We start from the raw sequence: 20,895 nt of genomic DNA, 5'->3' as shown, positions 1-20,895 counted from the left end.
GGTGGTGACTCCAGACACGTAAAGACGCCGGCAGGTGGCCGGCTCCGGTGCGCAGGGCGCACAGTGCGTGTGGAATCAGCCGATGGGAGGGCGTGAGATCGGCGGCAGCGGCGGCGACGGGCGGCCGGTGGCCGGCATCGGCTGCGGTGCCAGCGACAACGCCGGGCCGGCCATGAACGGCAACGCCTGCACCACCAGCAGCGGGTGCTGGGCGCAGCTGCGCACGCAGTCCTTGATCTGGCAGTGGGCGTCGTGGGCGGGGGCCTTGGCCTGCGGGGCCTGATCGGCCTGCATGGCGGCGTGGTGGTGGCAGTCGGCATTGCCGCCTTCAAGGGCGGCTGCCGCGTGGGCCATCCGGCCCATTTCCTCGTGACCGCTGGCCATGGCCGCGTTCAGCCCGTTGAGCAGCAGGCTGAGCATGAGCACGACACGGAGCAGGGTCGAGGCGAGGGACATGGCGCTAATCTAGCCGCAAGCGGCCGTGGATGCACTTCCGGCTGAATGGCCGGTTCAAGGTTGGACCTGCACCAATGTAGAGCCGAACCCGCGCTCGGCTGCTTCTGCGGCCACGGCAGCCGAGCGTGGGCTCGGCGCTACAGGGAGCCGGGCGTTACCCTTCTTCGCGCACGATCTCGACCAGGCGCGGGCCGTAGCGGCTCAGCTTGGTGCCGCCGATGCCGCCGACCCGGGCCAGTTCATCCAGGCTGGTCGGGCGCTGCTCGGCGATGTTGCGCAGGGTGCTGTCGTGGAAGATCACGAAGGCAGGCACGTTCTGTTCGCGCGCCAGTTCGGCACGCAGGCCGCGCAGGGCGTTGAACAGTGCCAGGTCCTGCGGCAGTACCGACAAGCCGGTGCGCTGCGCACTGCGCTCGCGTCCGCTGGTGCTGCTGGCCGGGTCGCGGCGCATGCTGATCTGGCGGCGGCCGGTCAGCACGTCACGGCTGGCATCGGTCAGGCGCAGGCCACCGTGGCCCTCGCTGTCCACTTCCAGCAGGCTGGCGGCGACCAGCTGGCGGAACACACTGCGCCAGGTGCGCGCATCCAGATCGCGGCCGATGGCGTAGGTGCTGAGCTTGTCGTGGCCCTGCTGCTTCACCTTCTCGTTCTCGCTGCCACGCAGGACGTCGATCAGGTGGCCGACGCCGAAGCGCTGGCCAGTGCGGTAGACACAGCTCAGTGCCTTCTGCGCCGGAATGGTCGCGTCCCACGAGGCCGGTGGCGTCAGGCAGTTGTCGCAGTTGCCGCACGGCTGGGGATAGGTCTCGCCGAAACCGGCCAGCAGCACCTGGCGGCGGCACTGCATGGATTCGCAGTAGCCCAGCAGGTGATCGAGCTTGCCCCGCTCCAGCTGCTTGCGTTCTTCGCCGGCCTCGGATTGTTCGATCATCTGCTTGAGCAGTACCACGTCGCCCAGGCCGTAGCACAGCCAGGCCTCGGCAGCTTCGCCATCACGACCAGCGCGGCCGGTTTCCTGGTAGTAGCCTTCCATCGACTTGGGCAGGTCGGTATGCGCGACAAAGCGCACGTCCGGCTTGTCGATGCCCATGCCGAAGGCGATGGTGGCGCACATGACGATGCCGTCCTCGCGCAGGAAGCGGCGCTGGTTGTTCGCGCGCACTTCCGGCGGCAGGCCGGCGTGGTAGGGCAGGGCGTTGAAGCCCTGGCCGCAGAGGAATTCAGCGGTCTCCTCGACCTTGCGCCGCGACATGCAGTAGACGATGCCGGCCTCGCCACGGTGGCCGCGCAGGAAATCGGTCAGCTGCTTGCGCGCGTTGTCCTTCTGCACCACGGTGTAGCGGATGTTGGGGCGGTCGAAGGAGCTGACGAAGTGGCGTGCTTCCTGCAGGTCGAGGCGCTCGGCGATCTCGCGCTGGGTCGGCGGGTCGGCGGTGGCGGTGAGCGCGATCCGCGGGATCTGCGGCCAGCGCTCGTGCAGTACGGTCAGCTGGCGGTATTCCGGGCGGAAGTCGTGGCCCCACTGCGACACGCAGTGGGCTTCGTCGATGGCGAACAGGGCGATCTGGCTGCGCGACAACAGCGACAGGAAGCGGCCGGTCAGCAGCCGCTCGGGAGCGACATAGAGCATGTCCAGCTCACCCGCGAGCAGTTCGCGCTCGACGCGGCCGGCGGTCTCGGCATCCAGGGTTGAATTCAGGTACTCGGCACGCACGCCGAGCTGGCGCAGGGCTTCGACCTGGTCCTGCATCAGCGCGATCAGCGGAGAGATGACGATGCCACATCCGTCACGCAGCAGGGCCGGGACCTGGTAGCACAGCGACTTGCCACCGCCGGTGGGCATCAGTACCAGGGCATCATGACCGGCAGCCACATGCTCCACGATGTCCTGCTGCGGACCACGGAAATCGTCGTAACCAAAGACGCGTTGGAGCAGGTCGTGCGCGGGACGGGAAGCCATCCGGCTAGTTTACCCCGGCGGGGGAGTCGGCAGGGCTGCGCCCTGCACCTGCTACAAGCCAGAGCAACGTCAAAGGCAACAGCCGGCTCTGGGGTGTCTTCTGGCTGGGCGGGGCGGTGTGGGCTTGCAGGACACGCCGTAAACCCGTCCTTGGGGGCTCGATGGCGCCATCCATGGCGCCAACGGTCCTGCAAGCCCACACAGCCCCACCCCCGACAGTTTCCCGGTGACGGTGGATCCATCCACGCCATGCGTGGATGAAATCTGTCAGATATCGACAAACAAAATGGGGTCGGATCCGTTTTCCTGCGGAAAACGGATCCGACCCCAATGGCTTTGCTGGCAGATCGCGGAAAACTGTCGAAGGCGGGGTGGGGCCGGTGGCAGGGGTGTCCGCGGCATGGATGCCGCGGCCAAGCCCCCAAGGACGGGTTTACGGCGTCCCCTGCCACCGGATCCACCCCGCCAACCCTCAGGAAACCAGCTTCTGCTCTGGCTCTGGCCTTTGATTTAAGGCCTCTGCGGGTGCAGGGCGCAGCCCTGCCGAATACCCCCAACCCTTACTGGAGCAGGGAACGCAGCATCCAGGCGTACTTCTCGTGTGTCTGCAGCCGCTGGGTCATCAGATCCTCGGTCGGGGCGTCGTCCCCCTTGGCCGCCACCTCCAGCACTTCACGTGCCGTACGGCAGACCGCTTCGTTGGCGACCACCAACTGGCGTACCATTTCACGCCAGTCCGCACTGTCGGTCAGGCCCGGTTCCTCGGCGATCGAGGTCAGCGCAGCGAATTCCCGGTAGGAGCCCGGGGCATTGAAGCCCAGCGCGCGGATGCGCTCGGCCACGTCGTCCAGTGCCGCCCACTGCTCGGTGTACTGCGTCTCGAACATGGTGTGCAGCGAGTTGAACATCGACCCGGTCACGTTCCAATGGAAGTTGTGCGTCTTCAGGTAGAGCGTGAACGCATCGGCCTGGAAGCGCGACAGACCGTCGGCGATCTTCTTGCGGTCGCCCTGGGTGATCCCGATATCGATGTTCGGTGCCGACGGTGCCGCCGCAGCAAGCTTCTGCTTGCCGGTCTTGGCCTTGGTCGTGCTCTTGGTCTTCGCCATGGGGTTCCTCCTTGTGGAATCGTTGGCCTTCACAATAAACCGGTCGTGATGACTGGTCGCTTTCAAAGTTTTGAACGAACCGATTGATGAACTCTATCGATAAAAATCCATCACCCCGCCTGCGCCAACAGCGTGCCGCCATCGACGGCGCCATGAGCCGCGACCGGGGCCGTTTGCTGGGGATGCTCTCGCGTTGCCAGGCCAAGCCACAGGATGCGGCACTGGCCGCCACCTTCGAGCAGGCCTTGCAGGCGTCGGTGCAGCGCCGGCAGGTGCGGGCGCAACAGCAGCCGTCCATTACTCTGGACCCGCAGCTGCCGATTGCGCGTGAAGCCGACGCCATCATCGGGCTGATCCGCGAACATCAGGTGGTGGTGATCGCCGGTGAAACCGGCTCGGGCAAGACCACCCAGCTGCCGAAACTGTGCTTGGCCGCCGGCCGTGGCCAGGCCGGCATGATCGGCTGCACCCAGCCGCGACGGATTGCCGCACGTGCGGTGGCCAGCCGCGTGGCACAGGAACTGCAGAGTGAACTGGGCCAGCTGGTCGGCTACCAGGTGCGCTTCAATGACAAGGTCAGCGAAGACAGCCGCATCAAGTTCATGACCGACGGCATCCTGCTGGCGGAGATCGCCAGTGACCGCTGGCTGTCGAACTACGACACGATCATCGTCGACGAGGCGCACGAACGCAGCCTCAACATCGATTTCCTGCTGGGCTACCTGAAGCAGCTGCTGCGCAAGCGCCCGGACCTGAAGCTGATCGTCACTTCGGCCACCATCGACACCGAGCGCTTCGCCCAGCATTTCGACAATGCGCCGGTGATCAGCGTCGAAGGCCGTACCTATCCGGTGGAAGTGCGCTACCGCGCGCTGGAAGGCGAGGGCGAAGACCAGGGCGAACGCACCGTCAACGACGCCATCGTGTCGGCCATTGACGAGATCACCCGCCTGGATGCGCGCGGCGACGTACTGATCTTCCTGCCGGGCGAGCGCGAGATCCGCGATGCGCACCAGTCGCTGGAACGGCGCAAGTACCGTAATACCGAGGTGCTGCCGCTGTACGCGCGCCTGTCCAACCAGGACCAGGACCGGGTGTTCAACCCCGGGCCGAACCGGCGCATCGTGCTGGCCACCAACGTGGCCGAAACCTCGCTGACGGTGCCGCGCATCCGTTACGTGGTCGATCCGGGCTTCGCCCGCGTCAAGCGCTACAGCCCGCGCAACAAGCTGGACCGCCTGCACATCGAGCCGATCTCGCAGGCCAGCGCCAACCAGCGCAAGGGCCGCTGCGGCCGTATCGCCGAAGGTATCTGCTACCGCCTGTACGCCGAATCCGATTTCCAGGCGCGGCCGGAGTTCACCGATCCGGAAATCCGCCGCTCCAGCCTGGCTGGGGTGATCCTGCGCATGCTGCAGCTGGGCCTGGGCCGGATCGAGGAATTCCCGTTCCTGGAGGCACCGGACGAGCGTGCGGTGGCCGATGGCTGGCAGCAACTGACCGAACTGGGCGCGATCGATGCCGAGCGGCGCATGACCACCATCGGCAAGCAGATGGCACGCCTGCCGGTGGACGTGAAGCTTGCGCGCATGCTGGTGGCCGCGCAAGCTGCCGGCTGCCTGCGGCCGATGCTGGTGATCGCCTCGTTCCTGGGCATCCAGGACCCGCGCGAACGCCCACCCGAAGCACGCGGTGCGGCCGACAGCGCGCACGCGCAGTTTGCCGATGGCCGCTCCGAGTTCGTTGGCGTGCTGCGCCTGTGGGATGCCTACCGGCAGGCCCATGAAGACCTGACCCAGTCCAAGCTGCGCGACTGGTGCGGACGTCATTTCCTCGGCTTCCTGCGCATGCGCGAGTGGCGCGAGCTGCATCGCCAGCTGCGGCTGCTGTGCGAGGAACTGGGCTGGAAGGAAGAGGCCAGCGAGGCGTCGATGGCGCCGTTGCTGGCCGGCAGCAGTGCGCCGGCACCGGCGCGTGACGACGCGGCGGCGGTGAAAGCCACCCGGGGCCAGCTGCACCGCGCCGCGCGCCTGGCCCGCGAAGGCAAGGCCGAGGCCGCACCGGCGCCGGTGGCCGTGCGCGCGCAGAAGGAACAGGCGCCGGTTGGCGGCGGTTTCAGCGAACGAGTGCGCGCCGCCGCCTACCAGACCCTGCACCGGGCGCTGGTGGCGGGCCTGCCGACGCAGATCGGCCACCGCACCGAGAAGGGCGATTTCCAGGCGCCACGCCAGCGCCGGTTCCTGCCGTTCCCGGGTTCGGCGCTGTCCAAGCGGCCGCCGCCGTGGCTGCTGGTGGCCAACCTGCTGGATACGCAGAAGGTGTGGGGCATGACCCTGGCCGCGATCGAACCGGACTGGGTGATTGCCGAGCTGCCGCACTTGCTGCTGCGCAAGCACTTCGATCCGCACTGGTCGCGCGCGCAGGGACAGGTGCTGGCCTCCGAGCAGATCAGCCTGTTCGGCCTGGTGCTGGCGCCGAAGAAGCCGGTGCATTACGGCCGCATCGAGCCGGGCGAGGCACATGACATCTTCGTGCGCCAGGCATTGGTGACCGGCGAGATCAACACCCGCGCCAGTTTCGTGGCCGACAACCAGAAAGTGCTGGAGGTCGCCCGCGAGGAGGAAGCCAAGCTGCGTCGCGCCGGCATCGTCGCCGACGAGGACTGGCAGGCGCGCTGGTACCTGGACCGGGTGCCGCCGCAGATCCATTCGGCTGCGGGCCTGGATACCTGGTGGAAGGGACTGGCACCGGAACAGCGCAAGGCGCTGCATTGGTCGCTCGCAGACTTGCTGCCCGGCGAGGGCAGTGAGCAGGAGCGCTACCCGAAATACCTGGCGCTGGGCCAGGCGCGGTTGCCGCTGCACTACCGCTTCGAGCCGGGTGCCGACGATGACGGCGTGACCCTGGACGTGCCGCTGCACCTGCTCAATGCATTGGACCCGGTGCAGCTGGGCTGGCTGGCGCCGGGCTTCGTCGCCGACAAGGCCTCGGCACTGATCCGCAGCCTGCCCAAGGCAATGCGCCGCAACTACGTGCCGGCGCCGGACTTCGGCCGCGCGTTCTACGAGGCGTTTCCGCAGCCCAGCGCCGATGCCATCACCGGCGAACTGGCGCGTTTCCTGTCACGTGCAACCGGTGCCACCGTGACCGCGCTCGATTTCGAGCCCGGTTCGATCGAGCCGCATCTGCACATGAACCTGCGGCTGCGCGACGAGCAGGGCAAGGTGCTGGCCACTTCGCGTGATCTGGACGCACTGCGCGCGAAATTCGGCGGTCGTGCCGGCGACGCCTTCGCTGCACGCGCTGGCCGCGAGATGGCGGCCGATGGCCTGCGCACGTTCCCGGCCACGCCGATACCGCTGCAGGTGCCCGGTGAAGCCGGCGTTCCGGCCTATCCGGCATTGCTGGACGAGGGTGACAGCGTGGCGCTGCGCATCTTCGCCGATCGGCAGCAGGCACAGGAGGCTCACCCGCTGGGCGTGCGCCGGCTGCTGGAGATCGCCCTGGCCGAGAAGGTCAAGCAGGCGCGCAAGCAGCTGCCGGTGGGCGCCAAGACCGGCCTGTTGTATGCGGCGATCGAGTCGCAGGAGCGCCTGCGTGGTGACCTGGTGGATGCGGCGATGAACGCGGTGTTGGCGGAGGGCCTGGAAGACATCCGCGATGCGGCGGCCTTCGAACAGCGCCGTGAGCATGCGGCCAAGGCCCTGTTCGGCGAGGCCATGTCGCGGCTGAAACTGGCCGAAACCATCCTGGCGCTGGTGGCGGAACTGAAGCCGATGCTGGAAGCACCGTTGATGGGTTGGGCGCGCGGCAACCTGGACGACATGGAAGCGCAGCTGTCCGGGCTGATCCACCCCGGTTTCCTGCGCGATACGCCGGCCGACGCGCTGGCGCAGTATCCGCGCTACCTGAAGGCGATGATCCTGCGCACCGAACGCGCCAAACGCGATCCGCCGCGTGACCAGGCGCGCATGCTGGAACTGCATCCGTTCCTGGAAGCGCTGGAGGCGGGCGAGCAGCAGGGCCTGCGTGATCGCCCGCAATGGCAGGCGCTGCGCTGGGACCTGGAAGAGCTGCGGGTGTCGCTGTTCGCGCAGGAGCTGGGGGCACGTACCGGCATTTCGGCGAAGAAGCTGGCGCAGCGGGTGACGGCACTGCGCCAGGCCTCGTAACCCCCGACCCGACCCCGCCGGACGATGACCGGCGGGGTACGGTGGGATGTCATCCACGCGTGGCGTGGATCCACTACTTGGAGCGGCGCACCTTGGGCTGGCTGTTCACGCCTTCCACCTTCATGTACCACACGCCCATCACGCCGGGCTTGATGCTGACCTTGGGCGATTGCTTGCGCACGCCGACCACGCTGGTGCTGTCGGTCTGCTCCCATTCCTGGCCGTTGTCCAGCACGTAGACGCGGCCCTTGCCGAAGCCACGGAACTCGCCCTGCAGTACGCCGGTGATCGGCTCGCTGCTGCCGAAATCGAAGAACCCGCGGTTCTTCACGATCACTTCCTGGCGGCCCTGTTCGCGGGCTTCTTCGCGTACCGCTGCCACAGCCTGGGTCGTCGCCGCTTCAACCTTGCCCTGCAGCCAGCGGTTGAGCGTGGCCAGTTCCTGCGCGCTCAGCTTGTCCAGGCCGGCCGCCTTGAATTCGGTCGGCGACATCTGCTGCTGCAGGTCACCGTCCACCACGCGCTGGGCCAGCGCAGGCGCCGACAGGGACAGCAGCAGTGCGGCGCAGGCCAGCAGCCGTGGACGGAAACGTGGGGCGATCGAGGGCATGGCGGAACTCTCCTGGGTTTGCCGGCGAGTGTAGCGGCATGTCTTCATGCCGGGTGATGGTGGCTGCGGTGATTGTCCCTGAACGGCGCCGGCGCTAGTGTAGGAACCTCTGTCTTGCCTGCTCGATGCTGTGAACCGCGCTTCTGTCCCCGGCCTGGATGCCTTGTTGAACCGTCCCTCCGCCGCGGTGCTGCCCGCTCCGCTGCGCCAGGCCCTGCGCGAACACTGGGAAGCACCGGAGTGCGACCACCAGATGCGCGCCAGCTGGTCGGTGCTGGGCGATACCCTCGATGCACTGTCGATGCTCTCGGCCGACGAAGGCGCGGTGCTTGCCGCGCTGTTGTTCGACCTGCCCGGCCTGCGCGCCAGCCTGGACCAGCTGCCGCTGGGCAACCACAAGGCGGCGGTGATCGGCCTGCTCGACGGCCAGGACGCCGCCGATCCGGTCTGGGCGCTGCATGCTGGCCGCGAGGCCGGGCGCAACAGCGAGGGCCTGCGCCGCCTGCTGCTGGCGATCATCCGCGACCTGCGCGTGGTGCCGATCCTGCTGGCCCGGCAGCTGGCGAGAATGCGCGCTGCCGACAAGCTGGACGACGAGCAGCGCCGGGCGCTGGCGCAGCTGACCCGCGACATCCACGCGCCGCTGGCCAACCGGTTGGGCATCTGGCAGCTGAAGTGGGAGCTGGAGGACCTGGCGTTCCGCCACCTGGAGCCGGAAACCTACCGCCGCATCGCGCGCGAAGTGGACGAAACCCGCGTGGCGCGCGAGCGCTACGTGCAGAACGTGAAGAAGCAGCTGTCGCGCGAGCTGGCCGCACAGGGCATCCATGCCGAAGTGAGTGGCCGCCCCAAGCACATCTACAGCATCTGGCGGAAGATGCAGAAGAAGCGGCTGGCGTTCGACCAGCTGTACGACATCCGCGCGGTGCGGGTGATGGTCGACGACGTTGCCGCCTGCTACGCCGCGCTGGGTGTGGTGCATGCGCTGTGGGCCCCGGTGCCGAGCGAGTTCGACGATTACATCGCACGCCCGAAGGCCAACGACTACCGTTCGCTGCACACCGCCGTGGTCGGCCCGGAAGGGCGCACGATCGAAGTGCAGATCCGCACCCACGAGATGCATTCCCAGGCCGAGCTGGGCGTGGCCGCGCACTGGAAGTACAAGGAAGGCGGCAAGGGCGCGGAAAAGTCGTTCGATCGCAAGATCACCTGGATGCGCCAGCTGCTGGAGCAGGCGCAGGACGGGCAGGGCAATGAACTGGCCGGGGCACTCGACGCCGAGCTGACCGAGGACCGGGTCTATGCGCTCAGCCCGAAGGACGAGGTGCTGGACCTGCCCCAGGGGGCCACGCCGCTCGATTTCGCCTACCAGGTACATACGATGGTGGGCCACCGCTGCCGTGGCGCCAAGGTCAATGGCCGCATCGTGCCGCTGACCTATCGCCTGCGCAGCGGCGACCGTGTCGAGATCCTCACCGGCAAGGAGGCCGACCCCCGCCGCGACTGGCTGATGCCCGCGCTGGGCTTCCTGGCCAGCAACCGCTCGCGCGAAAAGGTGCGCAGCTGGTTCCACAAGCTGGACCGCGCGCGCAACGTGCAGGCCGGGCGCGAACTGCTCGAGCGCGAGCTGAAGCGTCTGGGGCTGCAGCATTCGGATCTGGCGGTGGCGGCGAAGAAGTTCCATGCCGACAGCGTTGACGACCTCTACATCCAGGTGGCGTTGGGCGACACCGGCCCGAACCAGGTCAGCCGTACGCTGCTGGAGGCAGAGCGCGCGGCCAGCCAGCCGGCCCCTGCGCCGGCGCTTCCGCGCCCGACCGCCCGCCGCGAGAACCTGGGCAAGTCCAAGTTCACGGTGCAGGGCGTGGGCAATCTGCTGGTGCAGCTGGCGCGCTGCTGCCAGCCTGTGGCCGGCGAACCGATCGTCGGCTACCTCACCCGTAGCCGTGGTGTCACCGTGCACCGGGCAGACTGTGCCGCGCTGGCCCGGCTGGCGGCCACCAGCCCGCAGCGCATCCTGCCGGTGGAATGGGGCCAGGCCGGGGGCGGCTACGAGGTGGACGTGGTGGTCGATGCGGTCGACCGCCGCTGGCTGCTGAAGGACATCACCAACCTGATCGCCCAGGAAGACGCCTACGTGCTCGACATCCACAGTGACAACGTGCGCAACAGTGGCCGTGCCCATCTGCGCCTGAGGCTGAAGGTCAGCGACTACGACCAGTTGTCGAACCTGCTGGGCAAGCTGGACGCGCTGCCGGGCGTGAGCGAGGCGCGTCGCCTCGGCTGAGCTTCACGCCGACCCGGCTACCCTGCACGCATGGAACGCGAGCCCCCGCATCGCCCGCATGGCGCTGAACACCCTGCGCTGGATCGCGTCCGCCGCGAAGGCCGCTGGTGGTGGCTGCAGGCACGTCATGCGCGGCGGGTCTGGCGATGGGCGCTGGTCGCGGCGCTGGCGGTGTTCGTGCTGCTGGTGCTGCTGCGCAAGCCGCTGGCCGACTGGTTCTGGGACGAGCCGCAGATCGAACAGCTGCTGGTCGAAGGCGATCGCGCGCTCGCCGCCGGCCGGCTGAGTGCGGCCGACGGCAGTGGTGCGCGGGAGCGCTACCAGGCGGTGCTGGCACTGGATGGCGATCGGCCGCAGGCGCGCCAGGGCCTTGCACGAACCGCCGCGGCAGCACTGCAGCAGGCCCGCGACAAGCTGCAGGGCGACGATCTGGAGGGCAGCGCGCAGTCACTGGCGCTGGCCCGCGAGCTGCAGGTGCCGCAGGGCGACGCCGACGCCGTGGCCCGTCAACTGCAGGCGCGGCGTAGCGCCGGCGCCGGTATCGGCGCGTTGCTGGCCCAGGCCCGCAATGCGTTCGCGGCCGGCCGGCTGGACGATGGCGACAGCAGTGCGTTGCCGCTGTTCCAGCGCATCCTGGCACTGCAGCCGGACAACCTGCCCGCTCTGGAGGGGCGCGAGGATGCACTGAGCGATCTGCTGCAGCATGCGCGCGCGCTGGCCGGACGCGGGGAACTGGCTGAAGCCGCTGCGACGTTGCAGCGCGCGCGCCTGTTCGATGCAGGCCACGCCGATCTTCCCGCCAGCCAGGAGGCCCTGGCACGGGCGGTCGACGAGCGCTTGCGGCAGGCACAGCTCGCACTTCAGCGACAGCAGCTGGAACGTGCCGCAAAGGGGTTCCTGGCCGTGCTGGCGGTGGCGCCGGACGATCCCACTGCCCAGCGGGGCCGCGAGCAGGTGCTGCAGGCGGTGCTGGCGCGAAGCCAGATCCAGGCCGACGATTTCCAGTTCGAGGCGGCGCAGCGTGATGCCGTGCTGGCCGAAGCACTGGGCGCTTCGCAGGCGGCACGACAGCAACTGGTGCAGCGCCTGCAGCGTGCACGGCAGGCCCGGGAGGCACTGCAGCAGCCCGCAGTGAGCAACGCGCAGCGTGAGCGCGAGCTGCGCGATCACCTGCGCCGGATCGAACGCGCCGAGCGCGCAGGCCAATGGATCAGCCCGCCGGGGCACAGCGCATTCGATGCCCTTCGCGAAGCACAGGCGCTGGCACCGCGCGATTCACGGGTGAAGGCCGCGGCCGCGCGCCTGCTGCCTGCCAGTCGCCGTTGTTTCGACGACAACCTCCGGCAGAACCGGGTGCAGGCTGCAGGTGCCTGCCTGCAGGCCTGGCAGACGTTGTCTCCCACCGCTGGCGGCCTGCCTGCGGCCCGCCAGCGCCTCGCGCAGCGTTGGATTGCGATTGGCAGCGAACGATTGGGCAACGGAGATGTCGCCTTTGCCGAACGTGCGCTCCAGCAGGCGGGCGAGCTTGGCGTCGGCACTTCCAGCAGCGAGTACCAGCAGTTGCGGCAGCGCCTGCGCGACATCGGGGTGTCGTCGCCCTGAGCCCGCCGCTGCCGGAGGGACCGCTATAGTAGCCACCCCTCGCAACATCCCCACGGAGTGCCGATGACCGTCCTTGTTTCCGGAGCCACCAGCCAGATCGGCCGGTTCCTGCTGCCGCGCCTGGTGCAGGCGCATGGACGGGTACAGGCGGTGAGCCGGCAACCGCAACCGGCACAGGACGGCGTGCAGTGGCTGTGCGGGGACCTGGCGGCTGCGCTGGACAGCGTGCCGTCTCCGGACTGGCAGGCGATTGCCAGCTTCGGCCCCCTTGAAGCATTGGCGCAGTGGTTGTCGCGGCAGACGGCGGCCCCCGCGCGGCAGGTCATCGCCACCAGTTCGATGAGCGTGCTGAGCAAGCAGAATTCCGAGCAGGCCGACGAGCAGGACGTCGTGGCGATGCTGCAGCGGGGCGAAGCGGGCCTGATCGCGCAGGCCGAGCGCCTTGGCATGGGCTGGACGATCCTGCGGCCGACCCTGATCTATGGGGCCGGCATCGACCGCAGCATCACCCCGATCGTGCAGCGTGCGCTGCGTCTGCGCCTGTTTCCGATTCCGCTGGTGGGAGGCCTGCGCCAACCGGTGCATGCCGACGATATCGCCCGCGCCGTGGTGGCCTGCATTGCCACCGGTGCAGCGTCGGCACGGGTGCTGGAAATCGGCGGTGGCGAGCGCCTGCCCTATCACGCGATGTTCCGCCGCGTGCACGCCAGCCTGGCACAGCCGACATTGGCGCTGCCGTTGCCGGGCGCGGCACTGCGGGGCCTGGCCGCGGTGCTGCCGCGGGCGCGTGGTCCGGTGTCACGCCTGCAGCAGGATCTGATTGCGGACAATGGCCCACTGCAGGCGCTGCTGGACGTACATCCGCGGCCGTTCCAGCCCGACGCGGACACGTGGCGACCGATGAGCGCGGCCCAGGCCGTGCAGCGGATCGCTGCGTATCCCGGCAACGGCTAGCCAGCCATCGTATCCATCCTCTTGGGAGGGGCTCTGCTACCATCCCCCGGCCCTTGTTTCCGCGAGTACGTTCGATGCCTGACGCGCCATCCCGATCGGCCCCTGCCGAGCGCATTGGCGTCGCGCTGTGCACCTACAACGGTGCGCGCTACCTGCAGGCGCAGCTGGACAGCATCCTCGACCAGGATCTTCCGGTGAACGAAGTCATGATCGGCGATGACGGTTCCAGCGACCAGACGCTGCAGCTGTTGCAGGCCTTCGTGCCGCGTGCACAGGCGCTGGGCATCCGTGTCGAGATCGTCCAGCACGCGCGCAATCTCGGCTATGTGCGCAATTTCGCCGATGCACTGATGCGTTGCCAGGCCGACATCCTGTTCTTGTGCGACCAGGATGATGTCTGGCATCCGGGGCGTGTCCGCCGCTATGTTCAACGCTTCCAGGCAGACCCGGCCCTGTTGCTGCTGCACAGCGATGCATGGCTGGTGGACGCGCAGGGCGCGCCGCTTGGCCAGCGGTTGCTGGAGGTACTGGTGGTCCATCCGGCCGAGGTCGAGCTGGAACGCTCGGGCCTTGCGATCGACGCGATCCTGCTGCGCAACTTCATCACCGGTGCCACCTGTGCGCTGCGCCGCGGGCTGCTGGCCGGATCGCTGCCGGTCCCGCCGGGCTGGAGCCACGACGAATGGCTGGCGGTCCACGCATCGCTGCGTGGAGGATTGGACATGCTGGCCGAACCGACCATCGACTACCGGCAGCATGGCAACAACCAGATCGGTGCCAGTCGCCGCGGTTTCCTGCAACGCCTGCGCCATCTCGATCTGTTCGATTCACAGGCGCGCCAGCGCACGGCCGGCCGCCTGCTGGCCCTGGCCGATCTGCTGGGGCAGCGCGGCGTGGTGGTGGCGCCGGAGCGCTTCCAGGGACTTCACGCGCTCGCCTGGCGCATGGCCTGGTCGCGCCTGCAACTGTATCGCCGCGTGGATGTGCCGGCAGGCTGGATCGCCCATGATGCGCCGCGGTTGATCGCACGCCTGGCCAACGTCTGCCTGGCGGGGGGCGGCTGGAAAGGGGGCTGGGCAGCGCTTGCGGGTGCGTGGGCCGGGTGGCGGGCGCCGCGCGCTGCTTGAACTGCAGTGAAACCGCGGGCCATCGCCTGCCAGCCACCGCGGCGCCTGCGTTAGACTCGCCAGACCCTACCTGCCTGCATGCCCGTGCCCCGACGCTACGATTCCGACGACATCGACGATTTCGACGACGACCAGCAGGACGACAGCCCGCTGTGGCGGCGTCGCCTGATCACCTGGAGCATGGCTGCGGTCGCGTTGGGATTGGGCTTCCTGATCCCTTATACGCTGTACCTGAACCAACAGGTGACCCAGCGCTTCGGTGAACTGCGCTGGCAGATCCCGACCCGGGTATATGCGCGGCCGCTGGTGCTCACACCCGGCAAGGCGATGGACGCGGCGACCCTGAAGACCGAACTCGCCGCATCCGCCTACCGCGATGACGGGCAGGGCAAGGAGCCGGCGACCTATGCGGTGAACGGCGGGCGCTTTGTCATTTCCAGCCGTGGCTACAACGATGTGGATGGCCGCGTCGCACCGCGTCGGCTGGAACTGTCGCTGGCAGACGGTGCGGTCGCGTCGCTGCGTGATGCCGACAACCGCAAGGCGCTGAAGGCTGCGCGCCTGGACCCGGCGCGTATTGCCACCCTGTACGGGCAGAAGCAGGAAGAACGCCGCCTGATCCGCATGGACGAGGCGCCGGACCTGCTGGTGACCGGCCTGCAGGCGGTGGAGGACAAGGACTTCAACCGTCACCACGGCATCGATCTGTCCGGCATCGCGCGCGCGGTGTGGGTGACGGTCCGTTCCGGTGGCCAGAGTCGCCAGGGGGCGTCCACGCTGACCCAGCAGCTGGCCCGCAGCGGCCTGCTCGGGATCGGCAAGGAACAGACGGTCACCCGCAAATTCAACGAAGTGCTGTACGCGCTGATCATGGAGGCGCGCTACGACAAGCGCACCATCTTCGAGGCCTATCTCAACCAGGTGTACCTGGGGCAGCGCGGCAGCCAGGCCATCCACGGCATGTCTTCCGGCGCCGAGTTCTGGTTCGGCCGTGACCTGCAATCGCTGGAAACCGAGCAGATCGCGCTGCTGATCGGCCTGGTCAAGGGCCCGTCCTACTACGATCCGCGGCGCAACCCGGAACGCGCGCTGGATCGCCGTAATTTCGTGCTGGGCAAGCTGCATGAGGCGACGCTGATCGACGATGCCGAGTACCAGCGTGCGCTGAAGGCGCCGCTGGGCGTGCCCAAGACGCCGGGCCTGGTGGCGGCCAACCGCTTCCCGGCCTATGTGGACCTGGTTCGCCGCCAGCTCGGCCATGACTATCCGGAATCGGCGCTGCAGGGCGCCGGCCTGAGCGTGATGACCGGCATGTCGCCGTCTGCGCAGGCCTATGCCGAAGGCGCGGTGACCCGCACCATCAAATCGCTGGAAAGCAAGCGCCGTCCCGAACTGCAGGCCGGCATGGTGCTGACCGACGTGCACAACGGTGACGTGCTGGCGGTGATCGGCAGCCGTGAGGTGTCCGAGGTGGGGTTCAATCGAGCGATCGAAGCACAGCGTCCTGTCGGCTCGCTGTTGAAGCCGTTCGTGTACCTGCTGGCGCTGGCGCAGCCGGACCGCTACTCGCTGGCCAGCTGGGTCGACGATTCGCCGGTGACGGTGCAGCTCGGCCGTGGCCGCAACTGGAGCCCGGGCAACGCGGACAACCGCAGCCACGGCACCGTGCGCCTGATCGACGCGCTGGCGCATTCCTACAACCAGGCCACGGTGCGCGTGGGCATGCAGGTCGGCCCCGAGCGTGTGACCCAGCTGATCCACGTGCTGGCCGGCATCAAGGCCGAAGCGAATCCGGCGGTGATCCTCGGTTCGACCGACCAGAGCCCATACGCGATGGCACAGCTGTACCAGTTCCTCGCGTCCGGTGGCGAAATCCAGCCATTGCATGCGGTGCGTGGCGTACTCGATCCGCAGGGCAAGCTGCTCAAGCGTTACGACAAGACCCCGGCACCGGCCCAGGAAGGCGATTCGATTGCCGCCAACCTGATCAGTGTCGGCCTGCAGCAGGTGGTTGCCAGCGGCACCGCGCAGCGGCTCAACGCCGATGGCCTCAGCCGCCTGCAGCCGGCCGGCAAGACCGGTACCACCAACGATGGTCGTGACAGCTGGTATGCCGGTTACACCGGGGATCACCTGGCGGTGATCTGGATCGGCAACGACCAGAACGAGCAGGCTGGCCTGTACGGTGCCACCGGCGCGATGCGGGTCTGGTCGGGCATCTTCCAGCGTCTTCCCAGTGCGCCGCTGCGGGTCAGCAACAAGGGCCTGGACTGGCAGTCGGTGGCCGCCACCGGCCTCAACACGACTGATGAGGGCTGCCCGGGAGCGCGCCGCTTCCCGTTCGTGGTCGGCTATGCGCCGGCCTATGCGCCCTGTGCACCGGCGGTGTCGCCGGACGGGCAGGGCGAGGCCGAAGGCGAGGGTGGCGGCTGGCGCAGCTGGTTCGGCCTGGACCGCAAGCCGGAAGCGCCTGCCGAACCTGCTGCGACACCCGCCGCCGCCACTCCTCCCCCGAGCCGATGATGCCGATGAACATGCGATCCCTGCTGCAGCCCCTGGCCCTGACCGGCCTCAGCCTGGCCCTGGCCGCTTGCGTGAGCAGTGCACCGCCGGTGGTCAAGCCGGTCGATACCACCACGCCGGCGCAGCGCCTGGCCGCAGTTGACGCAGCCGCTGGCCCGGATGACAAGGAGTTGTCGGTGCAGCCGTTGCGTGACTCGCAGGTGGAAGATCTGCGGGTGACCGCGCAGGCACAACGCTTGGCCAACGATCTGGCCGGCGCCGCCAGCAGCCTGGACCATGCGCTGGAGATCGTCGCTGGTGACCCGGCGGTGCTGCAGGAGCGCGCCGAGCTGGCGCTGCTGCAGGGGCAGTGGGCACAGGCGGAGGCGTTCGCGCGCAAGGCGGTCGACCTGGGCTCGAAGACAGGGCCGCTGTGCCGCCGGCATTGGGCGACGATCGAGCAGTCGCGCCTGGCGCGGGGCGAGAAGGAGAATGCGGTGTCGGCGCATGCGCAGATTGAGGGCTGCACGGTGCCGGGGATCAAGCGGTACTGAGGTATTCCACTCCATCGGGCGCTGCCCCCTCTGCGGCAAGCGCTCGCACTGATGGATGGTCGTGATGGGCCGTGTGGGTGGGGCGTGCAGGACACGCCGTAAACCCATCCCTGGGGGCTCGATGGCGCCATCCATGGCGCCAACGGTCCTGCACGCCCCACCCACCCGGTCCGCCATACATCGCGCGGGCCGCAGGCAAGAACAAAATCAAAATCAAAAGCGGGTCGCGCGCTGCGCGCGCTCGCTGCCATTTCTTTTCTTCTTTCCCCGTTACTCCCATCGCTTCTGAGCTGCCAGTCGAGCAGGCTCGGCTTTGCGAAGTCTGTCCCCTCCGTCACCGGGAAACTGTCGAAGGCGGGGGACTGTGGGTTTGCGGGGTGTCCGCGGCATGGATGCCGCGGCCAAGCCCCCAGGGACGGGTTTACGGCGTCCCCGCAAACCCACAGTCCCCCGCCAGTCCCCAGTACAACCCAGAGCCATGAACACCGCTGTTGCTGTTGCTGGTGCTCCGGCTTGAAACGGGTGCCGGGCAGCGCCCGGCCGGGTATCCTTTCCCTCTGATGTCCGACCTTGTCCATGCCAGCCGCGAAGCCCTCAGCGACGGCGGCGCGCTCGCCTCGCACCTGGATGCCTTCGTCCCGCGTCCGGCACAGCTGCACCTGACCGAAGCCATCGCCGATGCGCTGCAGCAGCGTGACCTGCTGCTGGCCGAGGCCGGTACCGGCACTGGCAAGACCTTTGCCTATCTGGTGCCGGTGCTGCTGTCCGGGCTGCGTACCATCATTTCCACCGGAACCCGCGCGCTGCAGGACCAGCTCTACCACCGCGATCTGCCACGGGTGCGTCAGGCACTGGGTGTCGGCCTGCGCAGTGCGCTGCTGAAGGGGCGCGCGAACTACCTGTGCCGCTATCGCCTGCAGCAGGCACGCGGCGAGCCGCGTTTTTCCAGCCCCGAACAGGCGGCGCAGTTCCAGCGCATCCTGGCCTGGTCCGGTCGTTCGGAGTTCGGTGACATCGCCGAACTGGAAGGCCTGGCCGATGATTCGCCGCTGCTGCCGATGGTCACTTCCACGGTCGACAACTGCCTGGGTACCGACTGCCCGTTCTGGGATGACTGCTTCGTGGTGCGCGCGCGGCAGCGTGCGCAGGCGGCCGATGTGGTGGTGGTCAACCATCACCTGCTGCTGGCCGATCTGGCCCTGAAGCAGGATGGCTTCGGTGAACTGCTGCCGGGGGCGCAGGCCTTCGTCATCGACGAGGCACACCAGCTGCCCGAATTGGCCGCGCAGTTCTTCGGCGAAGGTTTCGGCATGCGCCCGTGGCAGGAACTGGGCCGCGACTGCCTGGCCGAAGCGCGTGGCGTCGGCGGCGCGCAGTCGGCGCTGCAGGAACCGGTCGACCAGTTGCAGCAGGCGCTGCTGGCCCTGCGTTCGGCGATGGAGGGACTGCCGCCGCGTGGCACGCAATGGCGCGCACTGGCGATGCCGCAGGTGCGCGATGGATTCGATACGGTGATGGCGGGGTTGGTGACGCTGGAGCAGGCACTGCAGCCGCTGCGCGAAGCCGCGGCGGGCCTGGATGCCTGCCATGCGCGGGCGCGCGAGGCGGTCTCGCGGCTCAGCCGCTGGCTGGGCGATGACGAACCTGCCCTCGATTTCGATACCGACCCGGCGGAAACCGCCACTGCCGCTGATGTGCTCTGGTACGAGCTCACGCCACGTGGTTTTCGCTGCCAGCGCACGCCGATGGATGTGTCCGGCCCGTTGCGTGAGCATCGCGAACGCAGTCGCGCGGCATGGATCTTCACCTCGGCGACGCTGACCGTGGGCGGTGGCTTCGACCACATCGCCACCCGCCTGGGCCTGGACGACCCGCATACGCTGGTCCAGCCAAGCCCGTTCAATTGGCCGGAGCAGGCGCTGTGCTACCTGCCCGAAGGCCTGCCTGATCCGGCTGCGCGGGGCTTCGGTACTGCGTTGATCCAGACCCTGCGGCCCGTGTTGCAGGCGTCGCAGGGTAGGGCATTCCTGTTGTTTGCCTCGCACCGTGCATTGCGCGAGGCCGCCGAGGCACTGCGTGATGGGCCATGGCCGTTGTTCGTGCAGGGCGAGGCGCCGCGCGCGACGCTGCTGCAGCGCTTCCGCGAATCGGGCAATGGCGTGCTGCTGGGCTCGGCCAGTTTCCGCGAGGGCGTGGACGTGGTGGGCGAGGCGCTGAGCGTGGTGATGATCGACAAGCTGCCGTTCGCGGCACCGGACGATCCGGTGTACGAGGCACGGCTGGAGGCGATCCGCAGCCAGGGTGGCAATCCGTTCCGCGATGAGCAGCTGCCGCAGGCGGTGATTGCGCTGAAACAGGGCGTCGGTCGCCTGATCCGCAGTGAGAGCGACCGTGGTGTGTTGGTATTGTGCGACCCGCGCCTGCTCAACCGTGGCTATGGCCGGGTCTTCCTCGATTCACTGCCGCCATTCCGCCGTACCCGCAGCCTGGCCGATGTGCAGGCCTTCTTTACGCCACAATGGGCGCCCGTGGCCGATGATGCGGCTGCCCCGGCCGCCGTTGCGACCGGCCCCGAGCCGGCGCCCGGTGCCACGTTCCCCCTGTTCTGACCCGATCCGATGAAACTGCTCGCCTTTGAAACCGCCACCGAAGCCTGTTCCGTTGCCCTGCATGTCGATGGGCAGGTGCTGGAACGCTTCGAGATCGCCCCGCGCCGGCATGCCGAACTGAGCCTGCCGTGGGCGGAGGCGCTGCTGGCCGAAGCCGGCATCAGCCGCCGCCAGCTGGACGGTATCGCGCTCAGCCGCGGCCCGGGTGCGTTCACCGGCGTTCGCCTGGCGATCGCCATCGCGCAAGGCATTGCGCTGGCATTGGATCGGCCGTTGCTGCCGGTCTCGACACTGCAGGTGCTGGCGCTGCGGGCACCGGCGGACGAAACGCAGATCCTGTCGGCGATCGATGCACGGATGGGCGAGCTGTACGTCGCGCGCTTCGAACGTGTAGACGGCCTGCCGGTGGCACGTGATGCCGAGCGCGTGTGCGCACCCGCTGCGGTCGCGCTGCCGGAAGGGATGTCGGCCTACGGTGTCGGCACCGGTTTCGGTGCAGCCGAGGGGGCACTGGTGACCCAGCTGGGCACCGGCCTGCGCGGCTTTGATGCGACGGCGCTGCCGCGGGCGTCGGATGTATTGGCACTGGCGCTGCCGGCGTTCGCTCGCGGCGAAGCCATTGCACCGGAGAAGGTCGAGCCGGCGTACCTGCGTGACAATGTGGCGCTGACCCTGGTCGAGCAGCAGGCCGCGCGCGAGGCGAAGGCGAAGGCCAACGGCTGAGCCCCTCGTGGCAGACGGTAGAGTCGACTGTTAGTCGACTGGCATCGTGAGAGGGCCGGGCGGGTGGGCTGCGCAGGGGACGCCGCAAGTACGTCCCTGTAGCAACTGTGTTGATGGAGGGACTTGGCCCCTCCATGAGACGGGCACGGTAGTGCCGGCCGCTGGCCGGCAGCCTTTGGTCTTGCGCCCTGGCTGGCCTTAGGCAGGGACCAGCCCGTTTTCAGCGTCGC

13 protein-coding genes are annotated in these 20,895 nt (G+C 68.3%); 9 read left to right on the top strand and 4 right to left on the bottom strand.

All coding sequences use genetic code 11. From position 1 onward, the window contains the following. Positions 1 to 75: 75 nt before the first annotated feature. The 3 genes from AC5P7E_RS19200 to AC5P7E_RS19190 form a co-directional block, all read right to left on the bottom strand. Positions 76 to 456: a CopL family metal-binding regulatory protein gene (locus AC5P7E_RS19200; RefSeq protein ID WP_049396260.1), complete on the bottom strand. Its 381-nt coding sequence runs from the start codon at positions 454 to 456 to the stop codon at positions 76 to 78. Between the two features lie 154 nt (positions 457 to 610). Beyond that, positions 611 to 2,416: a DNA helicase RecQ gene (recQ, locus tag AC5P7E_RS19195; RefSeq protein ID WP_005410733.1), complete on the bottom strand. Its 1,806-nt coding sequence runs from the start codon at positions 2,414 to 2,416 to the stop codon at positions 611 to 613. Between the two features lie 560 nt (positions 2,417 to 2,976). Continuing rightward, positions 2,977 to 3,525, bottom strand: a complete 549-nt coding sequence (locus AC5P7E_RS19190) for a Dps family protein (RefSeq protein ID WP_005410730.1) — start codon at positions 3,523 to 3,525, stop codon at positions 2,977 to 2,979. A gap of 86 nt (positions 3,526 to 3,611) precedes the next feature. On the opposite strand from AC5P7E_RS19190, the gene hrpA reads away from it, so the two are divergent. Further along, positions 3,612 to 7,697 (top strand): ATP-dependent RNA helicase HrpA, encoded by a 4,086-nt coding sequence (hrpA, locus tag AC5P7E_RS19185; protein ID WP_114619128.1) that lies wholly within the window; start codon positions 3,612 to 3,614, stop codon positions 7,695 to 7,697. Between the two features lie 73 nt (positions 7,698 to 7,770). Here the strand turns inward: hrpA and AC5P7E_RS19180 are convergent, their stop codons facing one another. Continuing rightward, positions 7,771 to 8,307, bottom strand: a complete 537-nt coding sequence (locus AC5P7E_RS19180) for a hypothetical protein (protein ID WP_005410728.1) — start codon at positions 8,305 to 8,307, stop codon at positions 7,771 to 7,773. A 130-nt stretch (positions 8,308 to 8,437) separates the two neighbouring features. On the opposite strand from AC5P7E_RS19180, the gene AC5P7E_RS19175 reads away from it, so the two are divergent. The 8 genes from AC5P7E_RS19175 to tsaB all read left to right on the top strand — a co-directional run bounded on the left by AC5P7E_RS19175 (position 8,438) and on the right by tsaB (position 20,665). Continuing rightward, complete coding sequence (locus tag AC5P7E_RS19175) at positions 8,438 to 10,594, top strand: bifunctional (p)ppGpp synthetase/guanosine-3',5'-bis(diphosphate) 3'-pyrophosphohydrolase (protein ID WP_114619127.1); 2,157 nt, start codon at positions 8,438 to 8,440, stop codon at positions 10,592 to 10,594. Between the two features lie 30 nt (positions 10,595 to 10,624). Beyond that, positions 10,625 to 12,196: a hypothetical protein gene (locus AC5P7E_RS19170; protein ID WP_024956415.1), complete on the top strand. Its 1,572-nt coding sequence runs from the start codon at positions 10,625 to 10,627 to the stop codon at positions 12,194 to 12,196. Positions 12,197 to 12,259: 63 nt separating this feature from the next. After that, on the top strand, positions 12,260 to 13,150 hold the full coding sequence (locus AC5P7E_RS19165; protein WP_005414259.1) for an SDR family oxidoreductase: 891 nt from the start codon (positions 12,260 to 12,262) through the stop codon (positions 13,148 to 13,150). Between the two features lie 74 nt (positions 13,151 to 13,224). Then, positions 13,225 to 14,277: a glycosyltransferase family 2 protein gene (locus tag AC5P7E_RS19160; protein WP_049395338.1), complete on the top strand. Its 1,053-nt coding sequence runs from the start codon at positions 13,225 to 13,227 to the stop codon at positions 14,275 to 14,277. An 84-nt stretch (positions 14,278 to 14,361) separates the two neighbouring features. Beyond that, the gene (mrcB, locus tag AC5P7E_RS19155; protein WP_049395340.1) at positions 14,362 to 16,800 is read left to right on the top strand and encodes a penicillin-binding protein 1B; all 2,439 of its coding nucleotides are present in this window, start codon (positions 14,362 to 14,364) and stop codon (positions 16,798 to 16,800) included. Further along, a complete protein-coding gene (locus AC5P7E_RS19150) occupies positions 16,797 to 17,333 on the top strand; it encodes a hypothetical protein (RefSeq protein WP_114619126.1) in 537 nt (178 codons plus the stop codon). The genes mrcB and AC5P7E_RS19150 overlap by 4 nt, the downstream gene beginning before the upstream one ends. A gap of 560 nt (positions 17,334 to 17,893) precedes the next feature. Then, positions 17,894 to 19,942: a DNA repair helicase YoaA gene (gene yoaA, locus AC5P7E_RS19145; protein ID WP_043033640.1), complete on the top strand. Its 2,049-nt coding sequence runs from the start codon at positions 17,894 to 17,896 to the stop codon at positions 19,940 to 19,942. Positions 19,943 to 19,951: 9 nt separating this feature from the next. Next, the gene (gene tsaB, locus AC5P7E_RS19140; RefSeq protein WP_005410720.1) at positions 19,952 to 20,665 is read left to right on the top strand and encodes a tRNA (adenosine(37)-N6)-threonylcarbamoyltransferase complex dimerization subunit type 1 TsaB; all 714 of its coding nucleotides are present in this window, start codon (positions 19,952 to 19,954) and stop codon (positions 20,663 to 20,665) included. Positions 20,666 to 20,895 lie beyond the last annotated feature (230 nt).

Source organism: Stenotrophomonas sp. YJH_SMC_25, assembly GCF_059369595.1.
The sequence above is the reverse complement of the archived record's forward strand: the minus strand, read 5'-3'. Positions and strand labels throughout refer to the sequence as shown.